Origin of the sequence: Roseinatronobacter sp. S2 (assembly GCF_029581395.1) — a bacterium.
GTDB lineage: Bacteria > Pseudomonadota > Alphaproteobacteria > Rhodobacterales > Rhodobacteraceae > Roseinatronobacter.
On the sequence record NZ_CP121113.1, the window covers coordinates 2,887,270 to 2,913,381 of the forward strand.

Annotated in this window: 30 protein-coding genes; 11 read left to right on the forward strand and 19 right to left on the reverse strand. The window is 61.8% G+C overall.

Going from position 1 to position 26,112, the window contains the following annotated elements:
• Positions 1-13: 13 nt before the first annotated feature.
• Genes P8S53_RS13870 through P8S53_RS13880 form a run of 3 tightly spaced genes read right to left on the reverse strand, consistent with a single transcriptional unit; the run spans position 14 to position 3,665 of the window.
• Complete coding sequence (locus P8S53_RS13870) at positions 14-1,483, reverse strand: heme biosynthesis protein HemY (protein ID WP_277804560.1); 1,470 nt, start codon at positions 1,481-1,483, stop codon at positions 14-16.
• 10 nt (positions 1,484-1,493) lie between these two features.
• On the reverse strand, positions 1,494-2,867 hold the full coding sequence (locus tag P8S53_RS13875; RefSeq protein ID WP_277804561.1) for a hypothetical protein: 1,374 nt from the start codon (positions 2,865-2,867) through the stop codon (positions 1,494-1,496).
• Positions 2,868-2,924: 57 nt separating this feature from the next.
• Positions 2,925-3,665 (reverse strand): uroporphyrinogen-III synthase, encoded by a 741-nt coding sequence (locus tag P8S53_RS13880; protein WP_277804562.1) that lies wholly within the window; start codon positions 3,663-3,665, stop codon positions 2,925-2,927.
• Between the two features lie 92 nt (positions 3,666-3,757).
• Here P8S53_RS13880 and tsaD point away from each other — a divergent pair, with 92 nt between their 5' ends.
• From tsaD to P8S53_RS13900, 4 genes are read left to right on the forward strand one after another with little or no spacing between them, the layout of a single operon-like run.
• Entirely contained in the window at positions 3,758-4,861 is a 1,104-nt protein-coding gene (gene tsaD, locus P8S53_RS13885) for a tRNA (adenosine(37)-N6)-threonylcarbamoyltransferase complex transferase subunit TsaD (RefSeq protein WP_277804563.1), read from the forward strand.
• On the forward strand, positions 4,858-5,823 hold the full coding sequence (locus tag P8S53_RS13890) for an NAD(P)H-dependent glycerol-3-phosphate dehydrogenase (protein ID WP_277804564.1): 966 nt from the start codon (positions 4,858-4,860) through the stop codon (positions 5,821-5,823). Before tsaD ends, P8S53_RS13890 begins: the two co-directional genes overlap by 4 nt.
• Positions 5,824-5,847: 24 nt before the next feature.
• A complete protein-coding gene (locus tag P8S53_RS13895; RefSeq protein ID WP_277804565.1) occupies positions 5,848-6,123 on the forward strand; it encodes a YciI family protein in 276 nt (91 codons plus the stop codon).
• On the forward strand, positions 6,123-6,548 hold the full coding sequence (locus tag P8S53_RS13900) for an EVE domain-containing protein (protein ID WP_306417938.1): 426 nt from the start codon (positions 6,123-6,125) through the stop codon (positions 6,546-6,548). Before P8S53_RS13895 ends, P8S53_RS13900 begins: the two co-directional genes overlap by 1 nt.
• A 24-nt stretch (positions 6,549-6,572) precedes the next feature.
• On the opposite strand, the gene P8S53_RS13905 is transcribed toward P8S53_RS13900, so the two are convergent.
• Positions 6,573-8,000, reverse strand: coding sequence for a YdiU family protein (locus P8S53_RS13905; RefSeq protein WP_277804567.1), 1,428 nt, complete (start codon positions 7,998-8,000; stop codon positions 6,573-6,575).
• A gap of 357 nt (positions 8,001-8,357) precedes the next feature.
• Complete coding sequence (gene msrB, locus P8S53_RS13910) at positions 8,358-8,801, reverse strand: peptide-methionine (R)-S-oxide reductase MsrB (RefSeq protein ID WP_277804568.1); 444 nt, start codon at positions 8,799-8,801, stop codon at positions 8,358-8,360.
• Between the two features lie 171 nt (positions 8,802-8,972).
• Between msrB and P8S53_RS13915 the strand changes: the two genes are divergently transcribed.
• Both P8S53_RS13915 and P8S53_RS13920 read left to right on the forward strand, forming a co-directional pair.
• On the forward strand, positions 8,973-9,347 hold the full coding sequence (locus tag P8S53_RS13915) for an NADH:ubiquinone oxidoreductase subunit NDUFA12 (RefSeq protein ID WP_277804569.1): 375 nt from the start codon (positions 8,973-8,975) through the stop codon (positions 9,345-9,347).
• Positions 9,348-9,544: 197 nt separating this feature from the next.
• On the forward strand, positions 9,545-9,937 hold the full coding sequence (locus P8S53_RS13920) for a DUF2155 domain-containing protein (RefSeq protein WP_277804570.1): 393 nt from the start codon (positions 9,545-9,547) through the stop codon (positions 9,935-9,937).
• Here P8S53_RS13920 and aat read toward each other — a convergent pair.
• Genes aat through ribB form a run of 4 tightly spaced genes read right to left on the reverse strand, consistent with a single transcriptional unit; the run spans position 9,901 to position 12,709 of the window.
• A complete protein-coding gene (gene aat / locus P8S53_RS13925; protein ID WP_277804571.1) occupies positions 9,901-10,539 on the reverse strand; it encodes a leucyl/phenylalanyl-tRNA--protein transferase in 639 nt (212 codons plus the stop codon). The two genes, P8S53_RS13920 and aat, sit on opposite strands and share 37 nt — an antisense overlap.
• Positions 10,540-10,546: 7 nt before the next feature.
• Positions 10,547-11,029, reverse strand: coding sequence for a transcription antitermination factor NusB (nusB, locus tag P8S53_RS13930; RefSeq protein ID WP_277804572.1), 483 nt, complete (start codon positions 11,027-11,029; stop codon positions 10,547-10,549).
• 2 nt (positions 11,030-11,031) lie between these two features.
• A complete protein-coding gene (locus P8S53_RS13935) occupies positions 11,032-11,580 on the reverse strand; it encodes a 6,7-dimethyl-8-ribityllumazine synthase (protein WP_277804573.1) in 549 nt (182 codons plus the stop codon).
• A 1-nt stretch (position 11,581) separates the two neighbouring features.
• Positions 11,582-12,709, reverse strand: a complete 1,128-nt coding sequence (ribB, locus tag P8S53_RS13940; protein ID WP_277804574.1) for a 3,4-dihydroxy-2-butanone-4-phosphate synthase — start codon at positions 12,707-12,709, stop codon at positions 11,582-11,584.
• Between the two features lie 166 nt (positions 12,710-12,875).
• Here ribB and P8S53_RS13945 point away from each other — a divergent pair, with 166 nt between their 5' ends.
• On the forward strand, positions 12,876-13,475 hold the full coding sequence (locus P8S53_RS13945; protein ID WP_277804575.1) for a holin-associated N-acetylmuramidase: 600 nt from the start codon (positions 12,876-12,878) through the stop codon (positions 13,473-13,475).
• A gap of 302 nt (positions 13,476-13,777) precedes the next feature.
• The gene (locus P8S53_RS13950) at positions 13,778-14,296 is read left to right on the forward strand and encodes a holin family protein (RefSeq protein ID WP_277804576.1); all 519 of its coding nucleotides are present in this window, start codon (positions 13,778-13,780) and stop codon (positions 14,294-14,296) included.
• A gap of 16 nt (positions 14,297-14,312) precedes the next feature.
• Here the strand turns inward: P8S53_RS13950 and P8S53_RS13955 are convergent, their stop codons facing one another.
• The 6 genes from P8S53_RS13955 to P8S53_RS13980 all read right to left on the reverse strand — a co-directional run bounded on the left by P8S53_RS13955 (position 14,313) and on the right by P8S53_RS13980 (position 19,643).
• Positions 14,313-14,642, reverse strand: coding sequence for a DUF3775 domain-containing protein (locus P8S53_RS13955; protein ID WP_277804577.1), 330 nt, complete (start codon positions 14,640-14,642; stop codon positions 14,313-14,315).
• Between the two features lie 364 nt (positions 14,643-15,006).
• On the reverse strand, positions 15,007-15,750 hold the full coding sequence (locus P8S53_RS13960; RefSeq protein ID WP_277804578.1) for an SDR family oxidoreductase: 744 nt from the start codon (positions 15,748-15,750) through the stop codon (positions 15,007-15,009).
• Positions 15,747-16,307: a DUF3833 domain-containing protein gene (locus P8S53_RS13965; RefSeq protein WP_277804579.1), complete on the reverse strand. Its 561-nt coding sequence runs from the start codon at positions 16,305-16,307 to the stop codon at positions 15,747-15,749. Before P8S53_RS13965 ends, P8S53_RS13960 begins: the two co-directional genes overlap by 4 nt.
• A 2-nt stretch (positions 16,308-16,309) precedes the next feature.
• Positions 16,310-17,575, reverse strand: coding sequence for an MFS transporter (locus tag P8S53_RS13970; protein WP_277804580.1), 1,266 nt, complete (start codon positions 17,573-17,575; stop codon positions 16,310-16,312).
• Positions 17,572-18,348, reverse strand: a complete 777-nt coding sequence (locus P8S53_RS13975; RefSeq protein WP_277804581.1) for a DUF1365 domain-containing protein — start codon at positions 18,346-18,348, stop codon at positions 17,572-17,574. Before P8S53_RS13975 ends, P8S53_RS13970 begins: the two co-directional genes overlap by 4 nt.
• Positions 18,345-19,643 carry an NAD(P)/FAD-dependent oxidoreductase gene (locus P8S53_RS13980; protein WP_277804582.1) on the reverse strand — a complete coding sequence of 433 codons (1,299 nt, stop codon included), beginning with the start codon at positions 19,641-19,643 and terminating at the stop codon, positions 18,345-18,347. The genes P8S53_RS13975 and P8S53_RS13980 overlap by 4 nt, the downstream gene beginning before the upstream one ends.
• A gap of 280 nt (positions 19,644-19,923) precedes the next feature.
• On the opposite strand from P8S53_RS13980, the gene P8S53_RS13985 reads away from it, so the two are divergent.
• From P8S53_RS13985 to P8S53_RS13995, 3 genes are all read left to right on the forward strand, one after another.
• A complete protein-coding gene (locus P8S53_RS13985) occupies positions 19,924-20,427 on the forward strand; it encodes a sigma-70 family RNA polymerase sigma factor (RefSeq protein ID WP_306417939.1) in 504 nt (167 codons plus the stop codon).
• An 18-nt stretch (positions 20,428-20,445) separates the two neighbouring features.
• Positions 20,446-21,105 (forward strand): ChrR family anti-sigma-E factor, encoded by a 660-nt coding sequence (locus P8S53_RS13990; protein ID WP_277804584.1) that lies wholly within the window; start codon positions 20,446-20,448, stop codon positions 21,103-21,105.
• A gap of 123 nt (positions 21,106-21,228) precedes the next feature.
• Entirely contained in the window at positions 21,229-21,564 is a 336-nt protein-coding gene (locus tag P8S53_RS13995; RefSeq protein WP_277804585.1) for a carboxymuconolactone decarboxylase family protein, read from the forward strand.
• Between the two features lie 152 nt (positions 21,565-21,716).
• Here the strand turns inward: P8S53_RS13995 and P8S53_RS14000 are convergent, their stop codons facing one another.
• From P8S53_RS14000 to P8S53_RS14015, 4 genes are all read right to left on the reverse strand, one after another.
• Complete coding sequence (locus P8S53_RS14000) at positions 21,717-23,291, reverse strand: gamma-glutamyltransferase family protein (RefSeq protein WP_277804586.1); 1,575 nt, start codon at positions 23,289-23,291, stop codon at positions 21,717-21,719.
• 149 nt (positions 23,292-23,440) lie between these two features.
• Entirely contained in the window at positions 23,441-24,544 is a 1,104-nt protein-coding gene (locus tag P8S53_RS14005; RefSeq protein ID WP_277804587.1) for a site-specific DNA-methyltransferase, read from the reverse strand.
• Positions 24,545-24,658: 114 nt separating this feature from the next.
• Positions 24,659-25,282, reverse strand: a complete 624-nt coding sequence (locus P8S53_RS14010) for a ribonuclease HII (RefSeq protein ID WP_277804588.1) — start codon at positions 25,280-25,282, stop codon at positions 24,659-24,661.
• Between the two features lie 39 nt (positions 25,283-25,321).
• Positions 25,322-25,996 carry a hypothetical protein gene (locus P8S53_RS14015; protein ID WP_277804589.1) on the reverse strand — a complete coding sequence of 225 codons (675 nt, stop codon included), beginning with the start codon at positions 25,994-25,996 and terminating at the stop codon, positions 25,322-25,324.
• Positions 25,997-26,112 lie beyond the last annotated feature (116 nt).

A 26,112-nucleotide genomic window follows, 5' to 3' on the forward strand; every position in this document is an offset into this window, starting at 1 on the left:
TATTCGTCCGGTATCAGGCAGATTTATGATCAACAGGCGCGTCGCCTTCGTCATCAATGACAACTTCGCCGGCGACCACAGAATCGCCGTCTTCTGGCGGGCGCGGCAGGCTGCCCACGATCAGCGGCAACAGTTCGGTCTGGGTGGCGGATGGGCCAGCGCTGTCGGGCGCATCGCGCCATTCCAGCGTATCGAATGCACCGCAATTGTCGCAAATGGCCTGCCAGCTTGCATGCACATGCTGGCATTTGGTGCACACCCATTGCGGCCCGCGATTGGCGGTCAGCGCACGCGCCAGCCAGCCGCGCACCACCGCATCATCCGCCCCTTCGCCACGTTCGACCGCGGCCATGATGGTCAGGGCGCGCAATGTCGGCGCGGTGGTCACCAGATCGCCCAGCGCGCGGCGCGCGGCGGGGAAATCTTCGGCGGCAATCAGCAATTCGGCTTTCAGCATGCGGGTTTCCGCATGGTCGGGATGCAGGGCCAGCAATTTGCGGAAGCGCTGCACACGCTGAAGCGGTGTTTCATCCTTTTCAATCGCGGCAAATGCCGACGCGAGTTCAGGATGCGGCTGCACTTTCCACGCTTTCTTGATGACCTTGGCCGCATAGCTGCCCTTGCCCTGCGCCACAAGGGCGCGGGCGCCCGCGACAGCGGCGGGAATAAGGTCGGGCGACAGGCGGTTGGCCTCGATCGCGGCTTCGCGGGCGCGCGCCATGTTGTCGCTCGCGGCCAGTGCATCGGCATTTTGCAAGGCCAGAATGGCATCACGCCTGCGGTAAACATCGCGCGGCAGGTGGCCACTGGATTTCTTGATTTGCAGCGTCTTGCGCGCGCCTTGCCAGTCTTCGGCATCGGTTTGCAGCTTCAGCAGCGTGTTCTGGGTGGCTTCATGGGCGGGCTGCATGTCCAGCGCCTTTTGTGCCAGCATGCGCGCCTTTTCGGTGTCGCCTTCGTCCAGTTTCGCGCGGATCAACCCCTGAACCCCGACAAACCGGCTGCGCGTATCCCCCAGAAGGCGTTTGTAATGATCTTCGGCAAGGGCGCGGTTTCCCTTCAGCTCTGCGGATTGTGCAATAAGCAGGCTTGTAATGACGGGACGGTTCAGCAGCGCATGCGCTTTTTCCGCTTTCGCAACGGCGGTTTTGCCATCACCCGACGCCTGCGCCAGAAGGGCCGCCAGCAGCGCATCCAGCCCGCGTTTTTCGCGGTTATGGGCAAGGAAACGGCGCACGGCGGTTTCATCGCCATTCATAAAGCGCAGCACCGACACCAGAAGGCCCACGAGTTTCAGCCCCAGCCACACCGCCAGCACAAGAAGGGCAAGGGCAATCACGGCCTGAACCGGACCAAGTTCAAATTCCATATCTACAATACGCAGGCCAACGGTCTGTCCGCTGTCCATCAACTGCCCTGCCCCAAAAGCAAGGCCGATGACCACGGCCACGAAGGCAAGGATTTTAAAAAGCGTCCAAAACATCTTTACGTCCTTATTCCTTCGTAATCATCTGGGACAATACATCGGTTTGCTCAACAGCCTGCACCCGCGCGGTCGCGGCGGAGTGCCAGTCTGACACCGCCGCGCGGCCTGCATCGGGCAATTCGTCCAGCAGCGACAATGCCGCGTCCAGATCACCGGCGTCCACCGCAACGGCGGCGCGCGACATGATGGCATCAGGGTCGTCGCCCTGCCGCGCCACTGTAGACCGTGCGCCGGTTTGTGCGCGCAGGAAATTGACCACCCGTTCCCCCGCGCTGTCGACGGGGGCTGCGCCAAGGCTTTCGCGGATGGCCGCGCGCGCAACGTCGGGGAAGCGGTCTTGCAACTGCTCCAGTGTTGCAATGCCGGTTGCTGCGTTATCCCGCAACACATCGGGGACGTCAAAACCTGCCTGTGCAATGCGGTCTGTCGCATCCGCAAAAGGCTGGCCTGTTTGCAATGCCGCGCGCAGGCTGTCCAGCCCCGAACGCGCCAGCGCCGCATCGACCGCGTCTTCGGCAGTGGCGACACGGTTTTCCGCCAGATCGCGCAGATCGGCGAGTTCGGCCTGCATTTGTGCCAGATCCGCTTCCATCTGGTTCTGCGCGTCGCGCAGGGTATCAGTCAGCGCATCAACGCGCCCTTCCAGTGACGAAAAATCACCGGCTGCCACATCGGGGCGGTCCAGCGCGGCAATGTCTTCGCGCAAATCCGCCAGTTCCGCCTCCAGCGGCGCAAGGTCCGGCGCGGTTGGCATATCCTGACGCAGTGCGGCAAGATCGGCCTGAAGGGCGGCAAATTCGGCCTGATCAACACCTTGATCCGCCGTAAAAAAATGCATGGTATACCCTATGGCGCCAGCAACGATCCCCCCCAGAAGGAACGGAAAGAAACCGATGCCAGCACCTGCCTGCCTGACCGGGGCGGCATCGGGTGTCGTCGCAGTCGCAGCGACGGGCGCTTCATGTCCTGCGGGCGGTGGCGCAGCATCATCGGGCTGCACGTCTGTGCCCCCCGGCTGAACTTTGGTGTCGGCGTCATCTGTCACCGGCGCGGCGGCGTTTTCCGGCAGCGCTTGTGTTTCCGATGTGTCCGTGGTCGCGTCTGGGGCTCCATCGGTGGGCGGTGGGGCATCGGCCAATGCCCCCTCGACGGGTTTGGATTGTGCGGGGGCGGCGCTGTCATCGGGTTTCGCAGGCGCGGCGCCGTCCGGCTTGGCACGACCTGACGCGGGCTTTGATTGCGCGCCAGCATCTGGCGTGGCCTTGGCTTTCGGGTCAGGGGCGGCGGTGGCATCAGTGGCTTGGGGCGTTAGGTCATCGCTGGCTGGCTTGGGTTTCCGTGTCCGGGATGACGTTCCCTTGCTGGTCGTGTTACGCGCCAAAATCCAACCCCCACCTGTCACGCAGCCAATGCTGCAACTGCAATTACCATTCTCACCTTATCGCGGCTTTTCACTATCCTCAAGTTCGGCCTGCACCTGCAACACGGCATTCAGCATTGCATCGCCGTCGGGGCGGGTCACGGTCAACACACTGCTGCATTTACTGGCATCCACAGCCGCCGCGCAGGCCCGCGAGATGGCGATTACACGCAGCTTGGCAACAATATAGGGCATTTTCTCGAGTTCCACAGAAAACAAATGCGCCGACCGCGGCGAAAACAGCGGGACAACCACCGTCACAGGGCGCAACAAAAGCGCGCGCGCGGGCGCTGACAATGCGCACGCCTGCTGATGATAGATCACCAATTCTTGTGCGGGCACGCCCGCCTTGTTCAGCCCCGCAGCCAGCGCCATTGCGGCATGCGCGCCGCGCAGATGCAAGACCGGCGGCACCGGCCCTGCCGCCAGAATTGCGGCGCGCAACGACACGGCATCGCCCCCCGGTGCCTGCCGGATTTGCGCAAACCCCGCATCCTTTGCGGCCTGCGCCGTGCGTGGACCCACGCACCAGACCGGCAAGTCACACCTGCCCCCCAGCGCCCGCCATGCCCCAACCCCGTGACGGGACGTAAACACCAGCGTGCCCGCCCCTGCCACGGCCGACATATCGGGCGTGCAATGGCCGATCTGCATTAACGGGGCGACAACCACAGGCCCCCACCAGCCCGCCCCGGTTGCGGCTTGCGCAAATTCCTGCGCCGCCAGTTCAGGCCGGGTGAGTAAAAGCGTGGCAGTCATCGCGACATATGTCCTTGAAACTGGCTGCGGGATTGTGCGCATCTGCACCAAGTGGTAGCGGGAAAGCATGCCCCATGGCAACCGGAGCGACAATGACCCCTGACATGCCCTTGACGGTTCTGGGACTTGAAAGCAGTTGCGACGACACCGCCGCAGCGGTAATTCGCCATGCACCGCCTGCGCGCGCAGAAATCCTGTCCAATGTCGTTCTGGACCAGACAGACCTGCATGCGGCCTTTGGCGGTGTGGTGCCGGAACTGGCCGCGCGCGCGCATGCCGAAAAACTGGATCTGGCCGTAGAGGCCGCGCTGGAACAGGCGGCGGTCACACTGGAGGGCGTGGATGCCATCGCGGTCACCGCAGGGCCGGGGCTGATTGGCGGGGTGCTGTCGGGCGTGATGCTGGCCAAGGGGCTGGCAGCCGCCACCGGCCTGCCGATGATCGGCGTGAACCACCTTGCAGGCCACGCGCTGACCCCGCGCCTGACCGACGGGGTGGAATTTCCCTATCTTATGCTGCTGGTATCTGGCGGGCATTGCCAGTTCCTGATCGCACATGCCCCCGACCGCTTCACCCGCCTTGGCGGCACCATCGACGACGCCCCGGGAGAGGCATTTGACAAAACCGCCAAATTGCTGGCCCTGCCCCAACCGGGCGGGCCGTCCGTGCAGGCGCATGCCGCACGCGGCAATCCGGCACGATTTGCCCTGCCCCGCCCGCTGATGGACCGCGATGATTGCAACATGTCGTTTTCGGGCCTGAAGACCGCTGTGCTGCGCACCCGTGACACTTTGATTGCCGAACATGGGGGCTTGCGCGCCACTGACCGCGCCGACCTGTGCGCGGGCTTTCAGCAGGCGGTGGCCGATGTGCTGGTGTCCAAGTCCCGCCGTGCACTGGCGGAATATATGACGCTGCGCCCCGCGATGCCGGTTTTTGCGGTTGCAGGCGGGGTTGCAGCCAATACACTGCTGCGCGCAGGGCTGGAAGGGCTGGCGCGGGACATGAGGGTGCAGTTCATCGCGCCGCCACTGGCGCTGTGCACCGATAACGCCGCGATGATCGCTTGGGCGGGGCTGGAGCGGCTGCGCATGGGCGCACGCGACGACATGACGCTGGCCGCGCGCCCGCGCTGGCCGCTGGACCAAACCGCCGCCCCCATGCTGGGGTCCGGCAAGAAAGGGGCAAAGGCATGAGCGTTGCAATCTTGGGCGCGGGTGCATTCGGCACCGCACTGGCCTGTGCACTGGGACAGGATGCAGCGGGTCGGGCCACGCTATGGACCCGCGATGCCAACCACGCGCGCGACATGGCGCGCCTGCGCGAAAACACCCGCCGCCTGCCCGGCATTCCCCTACCTGACGGCGTGCAGATCACCCATGATCTGGCCAGTATCGACGCACAAACCCTGTTGCTGGCCATGCCCATGCAGGCCATGCGCGGGTTCTTGCAAGACCATGAAACATTCCTGAAGGACCGCGTTCTGGTGGCCTGTTCCAAAGGAATTGATCTGGATCTGTTGCTGGGACCTGTCGGCGTCATTACCCAAACCCTGCCCGATGCGCGCGCCGCCCTGCTGACAGGCCCAAGTTTTGCCCATGACATTGCGCGCGGCCTGCCGACCGCGCTGACACTGGCCTGCGAAGACGCGGGATTGGGCAAGGCGCTGCAACTGGAATTGTCCACAAACGCCTTGCGGCTGTATCGCAACACCGATGTGACGGGCGCGGAACTGGGCGGCGCGCTGAAAAATGTGATCGCCATTGCCGCAGGCATGGTGATCGGTGCGGAAATGGGCGAATCCGCGCGCGCGGCATTGATGGCGCGGGGATATGCGGAAATGCAGCGCCTTGCCCTGTCGCTTGGGGCGCAGCCCGACACATTGGCAGGGCTGTCTGGCTTGGGTGATCTTATTCTGACCTGCGGGTCGGACAAATCGCGCAATTTCCGCTACGGGTTTGCATTGGGGTCAGGGGCGGAATTCGACACCACAACCACTGTCGAAGGGGCCGCGACCGCGCGCGCCGTCGCGCGCCTTGCGCAATCGCGCGGCATGGATATGCCCATCACCCGCATGGTTGCCGCCATGATCGAAGGTTACCTGACCGTGACAGAGGCCCGCGACGCCCTGCTGGCCCGCCCCCTGATTGAAGAATAAACCCAAACGAAGGAGGAGGAAAATATGCCGCTATACATGATGGTCTGCACCGACAAAGCGGGCGCACTGGACATTCGCAAGGCCAACCGGAAAGCGCATCTGGATTACATCGCACAAACCGGCTGCGTGCAGATGGCAGGCCCGTTGCTGGATGATGCGGGCGAAATGGCAGGGTCGCTGATTGTGCTGGACCTGCCCGACATGGCCGCCGCCACCAGTTGGGGCGCGCAAGACCCTTATGCGAAAGCCGGGCTGTTTGACAACGTGCGCGTGCAGGAATGGAAAAAGGTTATCGGCTGATGCGCTATTGGTTGATGAAATCCGAACCCGACGCCTTTGGCTGGGATGATCTGGTGGCCAAAGGTGCGGCGGGCGAGGAATGGGACGGTGTGCGCAACTATCAGGCGCGCAACAACATGCGCGCGATGGAGCTTGGCGATCTGGCGTTTTTCTATCACTCGCAATCCGACAAGGCGGTGGTGGGGATATGCGAAGTGATCGCCGCCGCCCATCCCGACAGCACCACCGACGATCCGCGCTGGGAATGTGTGGATGTGCGCGCAGTCAAGCCGTTGAAACACCCGGTCACGCTGGCCATGGTCAAGGATGACCCCCGATTGCAGGAAATGGCATTGGTGAAGACATCACGCCTGTCGGTGCAGCCGGTCAGCCCGCAAGAATGGCAGATCATCTGCGAGATGGGCGGGACAGACCCGCAGGATTGAGTATTTTTGGCAAGATGAAATCCCCTATGTCCCGCAATATGTCACCAGTTCGGGGGTGCCGCGCGGGGCGGGCTGCGCATAGTCATCTGCCCCGGCAACGGGCGTAAAGGGGGCCTGCACACGCGCCAGAAGCGCCAGAAACGGGGCCATGTCGCCCGCATTGGCTGCGTTCAGCGACGCGTCGACCAGATGGTTGCGCGGAATATAGACCGGATTGGCCGCCGCCACGCGGTCTGGCGTGTCCGCGTCCGACAGCGCCTGATAGGATGCAAGCCATGCATCCAGCCCGCGATCATCATCAAACAGGGCGCGCAAGCTGCCCGCATTGCCGCGCAACGCATCAGGCAGGGCGCGGAAGAAGCTGGTGAAATCCACACCCTGCCCTGTCCAAAGCTGATGCATATCGTCAATCAACGCCGCGTCAGGGGCGGCAAGCCCCAGCTTGCGCGCGAATACGCCCAGCCATGCGGCGCGATACTCCTCTTGCGCCTGTGCGATCACGTCGGAGGCGCGGGCGATGGCGCGGTCCTCATCCGCATCAATCAGGGGCAAAAGCGATTCGCACAGCCGCGCAAGGTTCCAGAAAATGATTGCGGGCTGGTTGCCATAGGCATAGCGCCCCTGATGGTCGATGGAACTGAACACAGTGGCTGGGTCATAGCGGTCCATGAAGGCGCAGGGGCCATAATCAATGGTTTCGCCCGAAATCGTGGTGTTGTCGGTGTTCATCACCCCATGCACAAACCCAAGCCCCATCCATTGCGCCACGGTCTGCGCCTGACGCGCGGCCACGCGGTGCAGAAACTGGATGTAGCGGTCGGGGGTGTCACTCAGGTCGGGATCATGGCGGGCAATGGCGTAATCGGCCAGTTGGCGCAGTTTGTCCCCCTCGCCACGGGTGGCGAAAAACTGGAATGTGCCGACGCGTAAATGGCTGGCCGCGACACGCGCCAGCACTGCGCCCGGTTCAAGCCCGTTCTGGCGCAGCACGCGGTCGCCGGTGGTGCAGGCGGCCAGTGCGCGGGTGGTGGGCACACCCAGCGCGGCCATGGCTTCCGATATCAGGTATTCGCGCAGCACCGGACCCAGCACCGCGCGCCCGTCGCCGCCGCGCGCGAATGGCGTGCGCCCCGACCCTTTCAGGTGGATATCCCAGCGCGCGCCGTCACTGTCCACAACCTCGCCCAGCAAGATCGCGCGCCCGTCGCCCAGTTGCGGGGAAAACCCGCCGAACTGGTGGCCCGCATAGGCCATGGCCAGCGGGCGCGCGGTGGCGGGCAAGGCATGGCCGGTCAGCAGCCCTGCATCCAGCGCGGCCACGTCCAGCCCCAGACGACGCGCCAAGGCATCATTGCGCAGCACGATTTGCGGGTCGGGCCAGTCCTGCCCCTGCCACGGGACATAAAGGCCCTTCAGGTCGCGGGCATAGCTGTGATCAAGGGTCAGGGGCATGGCGGCATCCGTGTTTCATTGCGTATCTATGGTGTGACCTAAGCCCTTGGGCGGGGGCAATCCAGTCCCTTTGGGGTTGGGGTGCGTCAGGCGCGCTTCGGGCGGGGCTGGATTTGGCCTGAAGGGGAAACGCAAGGCGCGGAGCAAAGGGCGAAGCCCGCCGCGCCATAGGTCTGGCCGTCCCGCGGCCTGCCGATTTGGCTGATGACACGCCAAGCTAATGATCTTGGGAGTATGCAGCCGGCATAAAGTGAACTTCACTTGCGTCGGATCGGCAGGCCCCGGCCCACCGATAGCGCGGGCGTTGTCCAAGCGCGAAGGGCAGCAAAAGGCCAGACCACCCGCAAACCGCCGGCTTCAACCCTCGACCTGATCAAGGAATTCGCCATATCCTTCGGCGTCCATCTCCTCTTTGGGGATGAAGCGCAGTGATGCGGAATTGATGCAGTAGCGCAAGCCACCACGATCGGCAGGCCCATCAGGGAACACATGCCCAAGATGGCTGTCCCCATGGCTGGACCGCACTTCGATACGGGTCATACCATGACTGGTATCGTGCAGTTCGGCCACATGGGCGGGAACAAGGGGCTTGGTGAAACTGGGCCATCCGCAGCCTGATTCGAACTTGTCGCTGGATGCAAACAGCGGTTCTCCGGATACGATATCAACATATATACCCGCGCGTTTGTTATCATTATAGATGCCCGACCATGGCCGTTCGGTGCCGTTTTGCTGGGTCACATGGTATTGCTCGGGCGTCAGGGCATCGATGATTTCGGGGCGGCGTTCATAGCGGGGCATCTGCACCTCCTGTTGCGGAATTCTACGCATGATATAGGCACCGGTGGCGCGGTTTCCATGCTGCGCGCGCAGGCCGGGCGATCGCGCAACATACGACGCTTGGCTCTGGATTTCCCTGCATCACTGGTGCATAAGGGCGCAACGCCATGCGGCAACTGATTAGGGTGCACAATGAAATTCCTGCTTCGCTTCGTGACCTGGTGGAACTACTCAACCCTGAACACGGCCTTTTTCACCTGGCGCAACGGGGAAAAGGTTGGCGAGGATGATCAGGGGAACATCTTTTACCGGTCCCATGACAGCAAGAAACGCTGGGTTATCTATAATGGCGAATCTGAAGCCAGCCGCGTGTCCCCTGACTGGCACGGATGGCTGCATCACACATGGGACGAATTGCCCAGCGAGCGCCCGCTGCTGCGCAAGGAATGGGAAAAACCGCATCAGGAAAACCTGACCGGCACAGCGCTTGCCTACGCCCCCAAAGGGTCGATCCGGCGGCAAAACCCGAAAACCCGCACGGATTACGAGGCCTGGACGCCCGAATGAACGGGACGCGGGTCATCGCACTGGTGTTTCGCATCCTGCGCATGGCGCAGCGCGTGCAACGACAGCGCACGCGCCGCCGCCCGCCCCGCTGACGGCCCTGCGCCCCGATCAAGCAAAGATGATGGCGCAGTGCTGGCCTTTGGGGGCAGCTTCGTTCATAAGTCGGCGTCAACAGTTAGTTTTGGACAGGGCGCTTCATGATGCTTCGTGCAATGGCCGTTTTTCTGGCCTCCGTTCCTACCCTTCCCGCAGCCTTGGCACAAGGCATTGCCTTGCCCGGCGCAAGCGAGCATTTCATGCGTTCGGATGGCGCGGTCATTCGGGGGCTGGACCGTGTGGCCGGAACCAGTGTCGATTTCGACGTTGACCAGAATCAGGATGCACAGATCGGGCATCTGGTCGCCATGCTGAAGGAATGCCGCTATCCCGCCGACAACCCCGCAGGCGAGGCCTATGCATGGATAGATGTGTATGACTCCCGCGCCGATGAAATGCTGTTTTCCGGCTGGATGGTTGCGTCAAGCCCCGCGCTGAATGCGCTGGATCATGCGCGCTATGATCTATGGGTTCTTAGCTGCAAGACATCATAAGCATCAGGCAACGGCACGCGCGCGATATCGGCATCTTTGCCCAACGCATCAGCCAGGCGCCGACGATAGGCCGCGCGCGGAATCTCATGCCCGCCCAGACTGGCAAGATGGTCTGTCAGATATTGCGTGTCAAACAGCACAAAGCCGCAATTGCGCAGATGCGTGACCAGATAGGCCAGCGCAATTTTTGAGGCATCCTTGCGGCGCGAAAACATGCTTTCGCCGCAAAACGCCCCCCCGATTGCCACGCCATACACACCGCCGACCAGATCGCGCCCGTCCCATATTTCCAATGAATGGGCATGGCCCGTTGCGTGCAAATCATTGAACAGGCGCGTGATTTCAGAATTTATCCATGTGGTTTCACGCGCGGCACAGCCGGACATGACGCCTGCAAAATCATGATCAACCGTTACCTGAAACGGCATTGTCCGTATACGCCGCGCCAGTGACCGCGACAGGTAGAACCCGTCCAGTGGCAAGACCCCGCGCAACACGGGGTCGAACCAGTACAGCCGGTCATCATTGCGGTCCTCGGCCATGGGAAAGACACCCTGCCGGTAGGCCTGAAGCAACATTTCTGCTGTCAGTCGCGGGTGCATGGGCGTATCAGAATTCGGCTGCGCGGGCCTCGTGGGCCATATGGTCAAGAACGGCATTCACGAATTTCTGCTCGCGGCTTTCGGGAAAGAATGCGCCTGCCAAGGCCACGAATTCGCTGATCACCACCCGCACCGGCGTTTGCGCAGTCAGGAATTCAGCACCTGCGGCGCGAAAGACTGCACGCAATGTGGGATCAATACGGGCGATGGGCCATTTGGCCACAAGCGCGCGGTCGGTCATCTGGTCAATCGCGCCCTGCCGGTCCACAGCCGCATCGACCAGACGGCGAAAGAAGTTGATGTCAGCCTCGGCCCAGGTTTCATCTTCGGTTTCGGCACCGATGCGGTGGGCCTCGAACTCGCGCAGGGTTTCTTCGACGCCGCGATCCGATGCCTCCATCTGGAACAGGGCCTGCACCGCATAAAACCGCGCCGCACCGCGCAGGGCGCGCTTTTCTTCGACTGTCGGGGATTTCTTGTTATCTGCCATGATCACGCCACCGGATTACCGTTACCGCCCGCAATGTCGAATTCCGTGCGTTCGGGCAGGAACCCCACGGACCGTTTCGCCCCACCCCAGCGCCGTGCAAGCGCGATCAGGTGCAGCGCCGCCGCAGCAGCACCGCCGCCCTTGTTCTGGCCGGACGCATCAGCGCGGACCACCGCTTGCGCGCGGTTTTCCACGGTCAGGATGCCATTGCCAATGCACGCCCCCTGCAACCCCAGCAGCGTAATCGCGCGCGAGCTGTCGTTGCACACAGTGTCATAATGCGTGGTTTCCCCGCGAATGACACAGCCCAACGCGACAAAGCCGTCGAAATTCGACATGCGAAACGCCTGCCCGATGGCCGTGGGCACTTCCAGCGCGCCCGGCACCTCGATGGTGTCATGGCTGCCGCCTGCGGCCTCAATCTCGGCGCGGGCACCGGCCAGCAACTGGTCGGTGATGTCCTTGTAATAGGGCGCCACGACAATCAGCAGTTTCGGCGCATGCGCGAACTCGGGGCGCGGCGGGGTGTAATGGGTTTCATGTCCGGCCATGTCAGGCACCTTTCGCGGTGGAAATCTTGCGGGTGCCTGCAATGGACAGGCCATAGCCATCCAGCCCCACCACGCGCGGCGTTGCCGAATTTGTCAGCAAAATCAGATCATGCAACCCAAGCGACGACAGGATCTGCGCGCCAAGCCCATATTGGCGCAGCGTATGGGGCGAACTGTCGGCGCTGGACATTTTCATATGCGTATCACGCAGCAGCACGACAACGCCCCGCCCTTCTTGCGCAATCAGGCGCATGGCTTCGGAAAATTCATCTGCACGGCCTGCGCCGCCCGTCCCCACCATGTCCAGCAGCGGATCAAACGCATGCATCCGCACCAGAACCGGATCGGGCGTTGTGATGTCGCCCTTGATCAACACGACATGTTCGGCCCCTTGGGTTGTGTCGGAATAGACCCGCATAACCCATTCGCCGCCGAATTCCGACGTAACGGTGTCTTCTTGCATGACCCGCACAAGGTTGTCATGCCTGCGACGATAGGCAATCAGATCAGATATCGTGCCAATTTTCAGGCCATGTTTTTGCGCAAACCCCACAAGGTCCGGCAGGCGGGCCATGTCGCCATCTTCCTTCATCACCTCGCAGATCACACCTGACGGGTTCAGCCCGGCAAGGCGCGAAATATCAACGGCGGCTTCGGTATGGCCCGCACGCACCAGCACGCCGCCATCGCGCGCGCGCAGTGGAAACACATGGCCGGGGGTGGCAATATCGGCTGCGCCCTTGGCGGGATCAATCGCCACGGCAACTGTGCGCGCACGGTCATGGGCGGAAATGCCGGTGGATACACCTTCGCGCGCTTCAATCGATACGGTAAAAGCCGTTTCATGCCGCGATGAATTGCTGGATGCCATCAGCGGCAGGCCCAGCTGGTCAATGCGTTCGCCCGGCAATGTTAGGCAGATCAGCCCCTTCCCATGGGTCGCCATGAAATTGATCACCTCTGGTGTGGCCATCTGCGCGGGGATCACCAGATCCCCTTCATTCTCGCGGTCCTCGTGGTCCACAAGGATGAACATGCGGCCATTGCGGGCCTCATCAATGATCTCTTCGATGGTCGAGATGGCGTCGCGCCAGTTCTGCTCGACCTCGCCGGGGGTTTCATAGGTCATGGCGGGCTATCCTTCATTCTACATCTGGCCAGATAGACCAAAGCAGGCGGCGGGAAAAGGGGCAAAGGGTCACGGGTATGCCACGCAACGCGCGCCGTGGTAGCCGGATATTTGCCCCCTGCTGGCAGATTTGCACATCCCACGGATTTGCAACAGGTGCGCCCCCATGAAAACCGTCCAGACCCTTGCTGCGGAAATTGTCGCCCGCGAAGGCGGCTTCGTCAACGACCCCGATGATCCCGGCGGGGCCACAAATTTCGGGGTCACCATCCACACACTGCGCCGCCTGCGCCCCGGTGCCCGCGTGGGCGTGCAGGACGTGCGCGCCCTGACCCGCGAACAGGCGATCGAGATATATGTGGAGCATTATTTCACCCGCCCCCGCATTGCCGCGTTGCCCGACCCCCTTTGGCCAACGGTGTTTGATATGTATGTTAATGCAGGCGCGAATGCGGTGCGCATATTGCAGCGGTTGTTGGTGCAAATGGGGCTGGATGTCGCCACGGACGGCGTGATCGGCCCGCAAACCATTGCGGCGGCGCATCGCGCCTATGACATGGCCCCGTCGCATCTGGTCGATGCCTACGGGATTGCGCGGCGCGATTATTACTACCGCCTTGCCGACCAGCGCCCCGCCAGCCGCAAATTTGCCCGCAGGCGTGATGGCGGCAAGGGCGGCTGGATCACCCGCGCCGAAGAATTCATCAGCGCGCGCTTTCATCTGTCGGACGCGCAACACCGTGACCGTGTGCGGGGGTGGGGGTAGGGTCAGGGATGGCCTGAGGCTGACACCCCAAGGCGCGGAGCAAAGGCCGCAGGCCGCCGCGCCATCGGTGGGCCGTCCCGCGGCCTGCCGATTTGGCTGATGTCATGCCAAGCCTATGATCTTGGGAAGATGCAGCCGGCATAAAGTGAACTTCACCAACGCCGGATCGGCAGACCCCGGCCCACCGATAGCGCGGGCTTAGTCCCCGCGCGAATGACCGATTCAGGTCAATCCCTTCGCCTTATCCCCCATCTCCACCCGACCATCTTTTGAACCCGACCCCACTGTAAAGGACCAATCCCATGATCCGTTCCCTGTTCGGCCTGTTGTTTGGCGGCGCCCGCGAAGCGCGCGCGCTGGGTCAAACCGTCACATCGGTCGCAGAAGTGTTCCGCCCCAATGCAACCCGCGCCATGGAGCTGGGCCATGATGCCTATAAGGCCGCCCATGCCAGCCACACGGCGGAATTCCAGTTCGGGCGCGGGGGCTGGTTCGATTCGGCGGTAAACGGGCTGAACCGCCTGCCCCGCCCGCTGCTGGCGCTTGGCACATTGGCGCTGTTTGTCTATGCCATGGCGGACCCTGACGGCTTCGCGCGGCGCATGCTGGCCTTGTCTGCTGTGCCTGAACCGCTGTGGTGGTTGCTGGGGGCGGTTGTGGCGTTCTATTTCGGCGCACGCGAAGCGCATCATCTGCGCTGCACCCGACCAACAGCCCCAGCCGCCACCGTCACACCGCGCCAGTCAACCGAGATTGCGCCGCAAAACCATGACAGCGCAGACAACCCCGCGCTGGCAGAATGGCAAAAATCCGGCACCTGAGATGCAGCGCGGCGGGCTACGATCCCTGTTTCAGGAAATCCTCTTCCTCGCCGGTCACGTCAATGCCAAGTTCTTCCAACCCGTTTTCAAGGTTTTCCGCAAGATGCGGCATGCCCATCAGGTAATCAGCGGTTGGCGTGGTGGCTTCGGTCGTGGCCGTTGCCACGGCTTCTGCGTAATCTTCCGGCTCGAACGCGCCGCGCCCCACCCATGCAACAGCCGTCAGGCTGGCCTTTTCATCATCATTCAGGGCGTCGATGAACGCATGCACCTGTGCTTCGCCCACAGCGCCTTCGCGGGCCAGATAGATGATGTGAACAACCTTGCGCGGGCTGATAGCAAGCATGGCGGCCTCCTGTAGGTCAGGTCACAAGTGTCGCGCAAAGGGCGCCATGTTGCAACAGCTATCGCTTGTGGTGTCATCGCGGATCAGCCACGAGGCCGGGCGATTCCGGCCTGAACGGGACGTTGGACTTTCGATAAAGCCCGCGCCAGCAGTGGGCCGGGGTCTGCCGATCCGACGTTATAGGAATGCAGTTTATGCGGGCTGCATACTCCTGCATCAAGGGACTGAACTAAAATCGGGTCATCGGCTGGCCGCGGGACGGCCAGACCTATGGCGCGGCGGGCTTCGCCCTTTGCTCCGTGCCTTGGGGCATTCCCGATGACCCCAACAGGCAGGAAACGCCTACTATCCTGATCAGTTCACGCTATCCGGGCTTGCCCCCGAACAGCCGGTAATAGGCCCAATCGGGCAGAAAATTCGCACCCCGAAACAGCCGCGAAAACAGGCGCGGAAAAGCGCGCTGGAACCTATGGCCGCGCATCAATGTCATGATTTCCGCCGCCGCTTGTTCAGGCTGCATCAAGAATGGCATTTTGAAGTCATTCTTGTCGGTAAGTCTGGTGCGGATGAAACCGGGATTGGCAAGCTGCACATCCACGCCGGACCCGCGCAGATCGGCATGCATCGATTCGGCCAGATGCATCAACCCCGCCTTGCTGGAACTGTAGCCAATGGAACCGGGCAGCCCGCGATACCCCGACAGCGACCCCACAAGCACGATATGCCCCTGCCCGCGCGCCACCATCTGCGGCACCACCTGCCCCAGCACCCGCGCGGCCCCTGTCAGGTTCACATCAAACATCGCCTCGGTCTTTTCGGCGTCCCATTTTTGCGCTGCAAACGGCCAATACACCCCCGCCAGCCAGATCAGCCCGTCCACCGGCCCAGCATCGCGCGCAGCGGCCAGAACCGACACCCTGTCGGACACGTCGCATGTGACAATCCGCGCCGGATTTGGCAGTTCTGCGGCAAGGGTTTGCAACTTGTCGGCAGAACGCGCGGACAGAACCAGTGAACACCCCGCCAGCGACATTTGCTGCGCCAGTGCGCGCCCCAACCCTTCGGATGCGCCGACCAGCCAATAGGTCTTTCCCGAAAGCCCCCTCATGCGTCAAGCCTGCGCATGGTGGCGACCAGTTCGGCAACCTTGAAGCCGAATTTGCGAAACTGGCTGCGGTTTATGATGGTTTTTTCGTCCACCAGATACATCCAGTCTGTAACTTGCAGGGCATGTCCGCCTGCGCTTTCGGGCAGGCGTATGGTGTAGTTCAGGCACACGGCCGACCCTTCCTGCTGGCCATTGCCCGCGCATGTCAGATCATCTGCTTCTGCCCTGATCGCACCGTCATTGCCCAGTGTCAGCCGCCATTCGCGGTCCTGTTTGGTGCCGCTGTCATAGGTGAAATGTTCGGACAGAACGCCACGATTTCCGTCCCAGCGCCCGTTCATATGTGCCGTGAAACGTGATGTCACGCGCCCCAGCGGGCCATAGATGACGCCTTCGCAACGGATCGGGCCGGACAGGTGCTGGCGGATGTCAATGCGCGGTTCCAACGCCGCATAATCCGACGGCTTTTGCGCCGCAAAGCCGCGCACCCGCTGCATCAACGCAAATAATGCCAGCATCAGGACCATGCCTGTCAGAACACTTAGCAAGGTGGTCATGGTCATTTCTCCGTCAGGGGGGTCAGCGCCAGAAGCACAAGCGCCAGAAGTTTCAAAACCGATGGAAGCGCGGCATATAGCAAGACCAGCGCAAGGATCGCGCTGTCGGGATTTTCGGGACCGGCGACAAAGCCGCTCATGTCCAGAACGGGAAAGACAACGACGGCGGCAATCGCCAATGTGGCCTTGGTGACAAAAGCCCACACCCCGAACCCCTGCGCGGCCTCGGGCGAAAGTTCGGCCATACGGCGCGCGAAAATCGCAGGCAGCAGGGTAAGATCGGCCCCGATACCGGCGCCCGACACCACACAGATCAGCGCGAATAGCACAATGTCACCGGGGCCAAGCGCCAGCACGAACACAAAGCTGGTTGCCGCCAGTGCCATGCCCGCAATCAGCGCGGCCTTCGCGCCCACCCGCCGCGCCAGCCGCGCCCAAAGCGGCGCAGACGCGGCTGCCGACAAAAACAGCAAGATCAGAAGCGGCCCTTCCCATCCGTCCGCCTGCAACACTGTTTCGGCATAAAACAGAAACAAGGTGGATGTGATCGCCACAGGCAAGGCATTGACCAGCGCAATCAGCAACAGCCGCCGCGCAGTAGAATCCGCTGCAATCTCGCGCAGGCGCAGCGCCGGCATATCGGGGGCGTGCGGCACTGCAAGGCGCGCCCATTCCGCGCGCATGGCCCATAATGCCAATACCGCCACCATGGCAAATCCAAGCGCGAACCCCGCGAAAGGGTGCGCCAATGCGCCTGCAAGTGCGACAGGTGCTGCGGCGGCCAGACACACCCCCAACAACGCGCCGGTTTCGCGCCATCCTGCAAGCCGGACATGCCCCCCGGCCCCAAGTTCCACACCGCGCGCGGTGCCTGTGGCATAAAAGCAGATTGTCAGAAACGAATACGCTGAAAACAGCACCGTCAGGGACAGCGCGAACCACAACAGCGGCGCAAAGACCGGCGGGATGGCAAACAGCGCCAGCATGGCCACCGCCATCAGCACACCGGCGATGGCCACGGCCTGTGCGCGGGCGCCGCGCAACCGTGCCGCCAGCCAGCCCAATGCGGGGTCTTGCACGAAATCAAGGCCCCGCAGCACAAACAGAACTGTCCCCAAAGCTGCCAGCGACACGGCATATTCATCAACATAGAACTTGGGCGCGTGAATATAGATCGGCAGCCCCGCCATGGCCAGCAACCCGCCAAACACCGCATAGCCCCAAAGGGCGGGCTGGGCCGACGGTAGGGTGGTGGCGGTCAGTGTCATTGGCTGACCTCTTGCGTGGGCGGTTCTGGACGGGCGCGAAACGGCGCACCGCGCCACCACAGTTTCACCGCCTGCCAATGAATCAGCGCCAGCACCCTGCGCGACCCGAACGGGCGGCGCAGCATGGCCACCAGCAAGCGGCGGGTGGTCAGCGTGGTGCGCGGCCCTGCCAGCGTGGCGACAAGCCCGCCGCCCTGCGCTTCGTCATTCTGGATATAGGAAATGCGGATATTGACCTTGTCAGGCGCAATATCGAAGCGAAAGGAATAATGCCCCGCCACCGGCTGAAACGGCGAGACATGAAAGATTTTCTGCGTGCCCAGTTCATCGCGTGCGCTGATCACCGAATGGTCGGGCTTGGCACACAGATAGGAATGGCGGTCGCCATAGGTGTTGTTGACTTCGGCAATGACGGCGCGCAGCCCGCCCGCGCTGTCATGGCACAGCCAGAAGCTGACGGGGTTGAACAGATGGCCCAGAATGCGCGGCTGCGTCAGCAGCAGCACGGCACCATTACGGGTGACATCCGCAAGCCCCTGCGTGTGTAGAACCTGCCGCACCCATGCAGCGCCTGTGCCCTGCCCCGGCGCACCGCCATGATCACGGTCGCGCAGGGACACAATGCCCGCGCGGTTTCGCACCAAAGGACGCGGCAGGCGCAGCGGTTTTTCCGCATCAAACAGCACATAATCCACACCATAGGTAAAGCGGTTGCCCACTGCCCCGCGCCGCCCGTGAAAGGTCCGGCCCGCGATATGGTCAATCCCGTTCATTCAGCGGCCACTTTCTGCGCGGTCCCGTTCATGGCGCGGGCCACATCAACTGCGCTGGCAAAGCCGTCTTCATGAAAACCGTTGCGCATCCAGGCACCGCAAAACCATGTGCGGTTTGTGCCGTTGAAGCCGCGAATATCACTTTGTGCCTGCAATGCGCCCGCATCATAGACCGGATGATCAAAGCTGTAGGTGTCATAAATGCAGTCCTCGCGTACGGGATGGTTTGCATTCAGTGTTACAAACATCGGGTCCTCTTGCGGTATGGGTTGCAGGGAATTCATCCAGTAACTTAGCGAAATGCGGTCAAGATCGGCGGGGCCGCGTTCGGTATAGACCCAACTGGACCAGCATTTCCGGCGCTTGGGCATAACATCGGTGTCACAATGCAGGACCGCGTCATTGGTCTGGTAGCGCACGGCACCAAGGGCGGCGGCTTCACGCGGCGACGGGTCGGACAACAAGCGCAGGGTTACATCCGAATGCGTGGCAAAGACAATCTCGTCAAACTCCTCCGCGTCCATGCCATGCGCCTTGACATGCACGCCAAGCGGGCCGCGCGACACTGATTGCACAGCCGTTGCGGGCCGCAGCCGGACGCCCACACGTTCCAGATGGCCACTTAGCCTGCGCACATATTCAACAGACCCGCCCTTGACGGTATACCATTGGTGCTGCCCCTCATAGCCCAGCAGGGCATGATTTCGGAAAAACGACATCATGGCCTGCGCGGGAAAATCCAGAATTTTGCGCGTGGGTGTGGACCAGATCGCGCCCGAAAACGGCAGCAGATACCTGTCCCTGAACCAGTCCCCCATGCGCAGCCGCGCCAGCAACCCGCCTATGCTTAGGGTTGGGTCGGACTGCGCCACATCTGCGGCATGCTTGTTGAAATAGAAGATGTCGCGGATCATGCGCCAGTAACGCGGGTCTGCAATATTGCGCCGCGTTGCGAATACTTCATCCAGACCTGACAGGCTGTATTCAAACCTGCCCGCATCAAAGGACACCCCAAAACTCATATTCGACGAGGCGACAGGCACATCCAGCCGCTCGAACATCTGGGTCATGTTGGGGTAATTGGTGTAGTTGAACACGATAAAGCCGGTATCGACAGGCTGGTCGCCATGCTTGCCAGCCAGAACCGTGCGTGCATGCCCCCCCAGACGCGGTTCAGCCTCGAACAGGGTCACGCGGTGGCGCTGTGCCAGCATATAGGCAGCAGCCAGCCCGGAGACGCCCCCCCCAATGACGGCGACGCGGCGGGCAGGGGTGTCCAACATCTCGAATGGCATACAGCATCGCTCCGGTAAATCTTTTCGGTTTTATATTCTACGTCATGACTGCGGCGGCAGATCACTGCTAAAAACATCTTACGCCGTTACAGGTCTTTTTGATCCGCCGCCCCCTTGCAGCCGTAACTCAGTCATGTTTGATCACACCTGTGGCGATACAATCACGCAACATTCGCAAGGCGCGTCGGCCCAAAAGGACGCGAATTGTGTAATGTTGGGCAGGATGGCGGGACAGGCACTATTGGACAAGACCGATAAAATCGTTTGGGCAGAACTGGTTATGCGCGTGGCCAATGGGCAGGATGCGCAGGCGTTTACAGTTTTGTTCGAACATTTCGCGCCGCGTGTGAAGGCGTTTTTGATGAAGTCGGGTGCAGATCCGACAACCGCGGAGGAATGTGCACAGGACGTTATGGCGACTGTATGGCACAAGGCCGCACAATTCGACCCGTCGCGCGCCAGCGCGGCAACATGGATATTCACGATCGCGCGAAACCGGCGCATCGACATGCTAAGACGCGACCGCCGACCCGAACCCGAAGAGCTGACATGGGGACCAGACGCCGAACCGGACCAGTTTGATACGCTGGCCTTGCAACAGGAAACAGAAAAACTGGCGCAGGCGATGAATGCCCTGCCCGACAAGCAAAGGAAGATGATCGAAAGCGCCTATTTCGGGGACCTGTCGCATAACGAAATTGCAGATGAAACAGGACTACCCCTTGGCACGATCAAATCCCGCATCAGATTGGCACTGGAACGGCTGCGCCATTCCATGACTTGACAAAGAAACGGCACGACGATGATTAAACACCACATAAGCGACAAGTTGTTGATGGCCTATTCGGCAGGCACCCTGCCAGAGGCGTTCAATCTGGTTGTCGCCACGCATATTTCGCTTTGCGACGAATGCCGTGCCCGTCTGGCGGGGTTTGATTGCGTAGGCGGCGCGGTTCTGGACCAACGCATAGCCCCTGCCGCGCTGTCATCGGGGGCGCTGTCTGCGACGCTGGAAAAGATCAAGCGCGGCGACGGCGGCGGCACAGCACCGGACGCGCCCGTGACTGCCGCGCACGGCGACACTGTGCTTCCAGGTCCGTTGCGCAGCTATGTCGGCGGCGGTCTGGAACAGGTTCAATGGCGCAGTATCGGCGGCGGGGTCAGGCAGGCGATTTTGCCAACCTCGCGCAATGCCAGTGCAAGATTGCTGCATATTCCGGCCGGAACGGCAGTGCCTGATCATGGGCATCGCGGGTTGGAACTGACGCTGGTGCTGCAAGGTGCATTTGTGGACGAAACCGACCGCTTCGCACGCGGTGATGTTGAAATCGCGGATGAAGACATGGAACACACGCCCGTTGCCGAAGCGGGTGCAGATTGCATCTGCCTGGCGGCCACGGATGCGCCGTTGAAATTCCGCGCGCTTCTGCCGCGTTTGGCGCAGCCGTTTTTCAGAATATGATACGCCGCGCGCGGTGCTTGATCTGTAACGGCGCTTAATCTCTATCGGGGCTTGATCTGTATCAACGCAGGCCCTGCACGCTTGGGGCACTTCATATGCGCAACATGACATATGAGGTTTGATATGGATTACCCTGCGTTTATTGCTGAAACACGCGACAAATCCCGCACATTGGCCAAGGCGATCCCCGACACGATGAAGGGGTTTGGCGCGCTGTCGATGGCGGCCAAGACAAGTGGCGTTCTGGGCGTGAAGGAAAAGGAATTCGTGGCTTTGGGCATTGCCGTTGCCGTGCGCTGCGAGCCGTGCATCGCCTTTCATGTGGAAGCGCTGATGAAAGCCGGGGCCAGCCGCGAAGAACTGGCCGATGTGCTGGGTATGTGCATCCAGATGGGCGGTGGCCCCGCCGTGATGTATGCGGGCAAAGCCATGGAATGCTGGGACCAGCTGGCGGGCTGAGTTTGTCTGAGTTGCGTGACCTGATTGTGCGGCTGCGCCGCAAGCGCATATGTCACCCCCTGCCCGTCGGGCAGGGGGATCCGTGTTTGAGTATTTGGAGCAAAATGAAGTTGGTGCGGGAGCCTGATACAGCCCGGAATTTCTGACAGGGATCAATACCCGATTGCGCAGCCATCCTTGCGCGGATCGGATGCGCCAGTCAGAACGCCGTCACTGTTCAGGTGGATGGCCTGTGCGCCCCCGATGGGACTGTCCGAGCACACGACCTTATGGCCAATACCGGCAAGCGCACGCAATGTCGCGTCAGGATAGGGGCGTTCCAGTGTCAGGGTGCCGTTTTCGGCAAAAGCGCGCGGCGCGTCGATGGCGCTTTGCAGCGCCATCCCGAAATCGGTCAGGTTTGACACCAGCCGCGCGTGACCAACCGGCTGGTATGCGCCGCCCATCACCCCGAACGGCAGGGTGACGCGCCCGTTTTCGCGCAGCATGCCGGGAATGATGGTGTGCATGGGCCGTTTGCCACCCTGCAATTCATTCGGGTGCCCCGCTTGCAGCGTGAAGCCTGCACCACGGTTCTGGAACAGAATTCCGTATTTTTCCGAGGCCAGCCCCGACCCGAAGGGATGGAAGATCGAATAGATCAGCGACACGGCCATACGGTCGCGGTCCACGACGGTCAGATAGACAGTGTCGCGGTGGATGGCTTCGGTCAGGGGGGCGGGATCGGCGATAATGCGGTCGGGCGCAATCAGGGCAGCAAGGGCGGCGGCTGTTTCAGGGGCCAGCATATGGGCCAGTCTGGATGTATGGTCGGGATCTGCAATAATGCGGTTGCGCGCGTCATAGGCCAGTTTCGTGGCCTCTGCTTCCAGATGGGCGCGCGGTGCGCCCAAGGGGTCAAGGCCCGCAATATCGAAATGCGACAGGATATTGAGGATCAGGTTTGCCGTGGCCCCCTGCCCGTTGGGGGCATGTTCCACCAACTCGACACCCTGATATGTGCCGGAAATGGGGTCTGCATAATCGCAACGCGTCGCGGCCAGATCATCCAGCGTATGTGTGCCGCCCAGCGCGCGCAGGCTGTCAATGATGTCCTGCGCCACCGCACCTTCGTAAAAGCCGGCGCGGCCCTGCTCTGCGATCTGGCGCAAGGCGCGGGCCTGCGCGGGGGCGCGGAATATCTGGCCTGCGCGCAAAGGCTGGCCGCCGGTCAGGAAATAATCGCGCGCGCGCCCTTGCAGGTTTTGCGCACGCGCCCAGTCGAATGCCGTGCGCGGGGCGACCGGCACGCCCGCATCGGCATAGGTGATCGCAGGCGCCAGAATATCGGCCAGCGCCATGCGCCCCCAATCGGCATTCAGACGGCAGAAGGCATCCACAGCGCCCGGCAGGGTCACGGCATCCACGCCGAATAATGACACGGTGTCATGCCCGCGCGCGCGCAGGGCGGCGGCATTTTGTGCCGCAGGCGCGCGCCCCGACCCGTTCAGCGCGACAATGCGATCTTCGCCTGCGGGTTTCAGCAGCACGAAACAATCGCCCCCGATCCCTGTCATCTGCGGTTCGCATATGCCCAGCAGGACCGCAGCGGCAATGGCGGCATCGGCGGCGTTGCCGCCTGCTTGCAAGATATCGACCGCCGTTTTCGCCGCCAGCGGGTGCGAGGTGGCACATATGCCGTTGCTCGCATAGACCGCCGACCGGCCCGGATATTGAAAATCGCGCATCTGGCCCCCGCTTTGAATCATTTCACGCGTTCAGTATAGGCCACGCGCCATGCGGGTCCAGCGCATAAAAAAACCCCGCCAATTCAGGCGGGGTCAGTGGGTGTCCCGGCGGGAACCAAGGACACCGGCGGTAACTGTAATACGAAAGGTCAGTCGTGCATTTCCGACCGGATTTGCTGGCGCAACAAATCAATCGGGATCAACTTGCCATCGCGCTTGAACTGCCAATAGGTCCACCCGTTGCACGATGGCGCGTTTTCCAACGCAGCCCCCACCTGATGAATGGAGCCGCGATGTTCCGCACTGACAAGCGATCCGTCAACGCGCACCTTGGCGGCCTGACCACGCGGGTTCACCAGCACTTCGCCCGGGCGCAGCAGGCCACGTTCCACCAGTTGCCCAAAGGCCACGCGCGGCTGTGCACGTTTTGAAATTGTGGTTTCCAGCGCGCTGGCATCCAGCGGACGCACCTGCCCCAGCCGTTTGGCCGCAACCTTGCGGTAGCTTTCCTCGCGCTCGATGCCGATGTAATGACGGCCCAGCAATTTGGCCACAGCGCCGGTGGTGCCGGTGCCGAAAAACGGGTCCAGCACGACATCGCCGGGGTTGGTGGAGCCCACCAGCACGCGGTGCAACAGGGATTCGGGTTTTTGCGTCGGGTGGGCCTTGTCGCCCTTGTCATCTTTCAGGCGTTCATGCCCTGAACAGATCGGCAGCACCCAGTCGCTGCGCATCTGCACGCCTTCGTTCAGTTCCTTCAGCGCTTCATAATTGAAGGTATATTTGCCGCCTTCGGATTTTGACGCCCAGATCATGGTTTCATGCGCGTTGGTCAGCCGTTTGCCGCGAAAATTGGGCATCGGGTTCGATTTGCGCCAGATCACATCGTTCAAAATCCAGAAGCCCGCATCCTGAAGCGCGGTGCCGACGCGGAAAATGTTATGATAGGACCCGATAACCCAGATTGCGCCATTGGGTTTCAGCAACCGGCGCGCGGCCTTTAGCCATGCACGGGTGAACTGGTCATAAATCTTGAAACTGTCAAACTGGTCCCAGGCGTCATCCACGGCATCGACGCGGCTGTTGTCGGGGCGGTGCAGATCGCCCTTCAGTTGCAGGTTATAAGGGGGGTCGGCAAAGATGAGGTCAATGCTGCCTTCTGGCAACGAATTCATCACCTTGATGCAGTCTCCGCCAAGAATTTCATCCAAGGGTAGCACAGACGCCCCCTGCGCCAATGTTGAAACTGCCATCTTTGCCTCTGCTCTTGCGCTTTTTACGCTTGTTGTGCGCCTACCATGAGTCAAAGGTGATTCGGCGTCAATTTCTTTTTGAATCAGATGTTTGAAAAACTTTCTTCATGTAAGCTATGGACACAAGATTTTGCGTATGGGGGCGAATGAACGTCTATGCTCTGGGGTTAGCCCCAAATCTGCTATGGCATTTTTGTGACGCTTTGTCGGATATCCGGCGTTCACCTCCCAACCGTAACCCGGGTAGTCCCGCGCAAGGTCTGCCATGATCCGATCACGCGTGACCTTGGCTATGATGGACGCGGCCGCGATGGACAAAACCCGCCCGTCCCCCTTGACCACAGCCTGCGCGGGCGCGGGCAATGCGGGCGGCAGGCGGTTGCCGTCGATCAGCAGATGGTCGGGCGGAACGCGCAGCGCGGCAATGGCGCGCTGCATCGCCAGATAGGTGGCTTGCAGGATATTGATCTGGTCAATCTCGGCCGCTGTCGCATGGCCAATGCCCACATCGGCACTGGCCATGATGGCGGCGAATATCCGTTCGCGTGCCTGCGCGCTTAATCGTTTGGAATCCGCCAGCCCCGCAGGCAGGGCGGCGGGGTCCAGCCAGACTGCCGCCGCCGTCACAGGGCCGCACAGCGGGCCGCGCCCCACTTCATCAACGCCTGCGATGCGACAAGCGCCTTGCAGGGCTGCAAGGCGCTCATGCTCATAATCGGGGGCGGCGTTCGAGGTCATGGGCCAGTAATGCCCGAACGCCCCCCATCTGTGCAACCATCAACGGCGATGGGTGCGATAGCCGCGTTCGGTCAGGCATTGTGCGGAATAGATTGTCCCGCTGGTGCTGCGCACTTCACAGGTGGCGGGCAGATTGCGAACGCCGCTTTGCTGTAGACAAGACCCGCGATACCCCGCCAGTGTCTGCCCGCCATAGCGGTAGGAAATCAGGCATTGCTGCGGCAGTTGTGTGCCACTTTGCCATCCCCCACCGCGCGGCGGGGTGGGCTGGTGACGGTCGCGCCCGCGATTGGGCGCGCTGCGTTCAGGGTAATAGCCCGCATCATGCAAACAGGCCGCACGATACACGCTGCGCTGGCCGCGATTGGTGCGGGTGTTTTCCAGACATTGGCGCGGCAGGTTGCGTAACCCCGCATCGCGCAGACATTGCGCATTATAAAGCGAGATGTTGCGATTGCGCACCGACCATGTTTCCTGGCAATGGCTTGGCAATTCGCGGCTGTTTTGCGGGGGACGGCCACGGTTGCTGCTGTTGTCCGATCGCGCGGCGTGCACGACAATTGCAACGGCGGCCGCCCCCAGCAGGAATTTAACAAGCGCATCATCTGATGCCTGCGCAGGTGTGGCGGGCAAGGTCATCGCGCCCATGGCAACACCGGCTGCCATCAGGGCACCGGTGGTTCGGATTCTCAGGTTGCTGAAAAAAGTGGTCATGCCTTAGGTTCCTTTCGTAAACGGGCCATGGCATGACCCTGCCGCCGCCGCGCCTTGTCGCGCAATAACGCTTGGCCGTTATCCGATAACACCCCTGTCTGAGGGCGGCTGATATT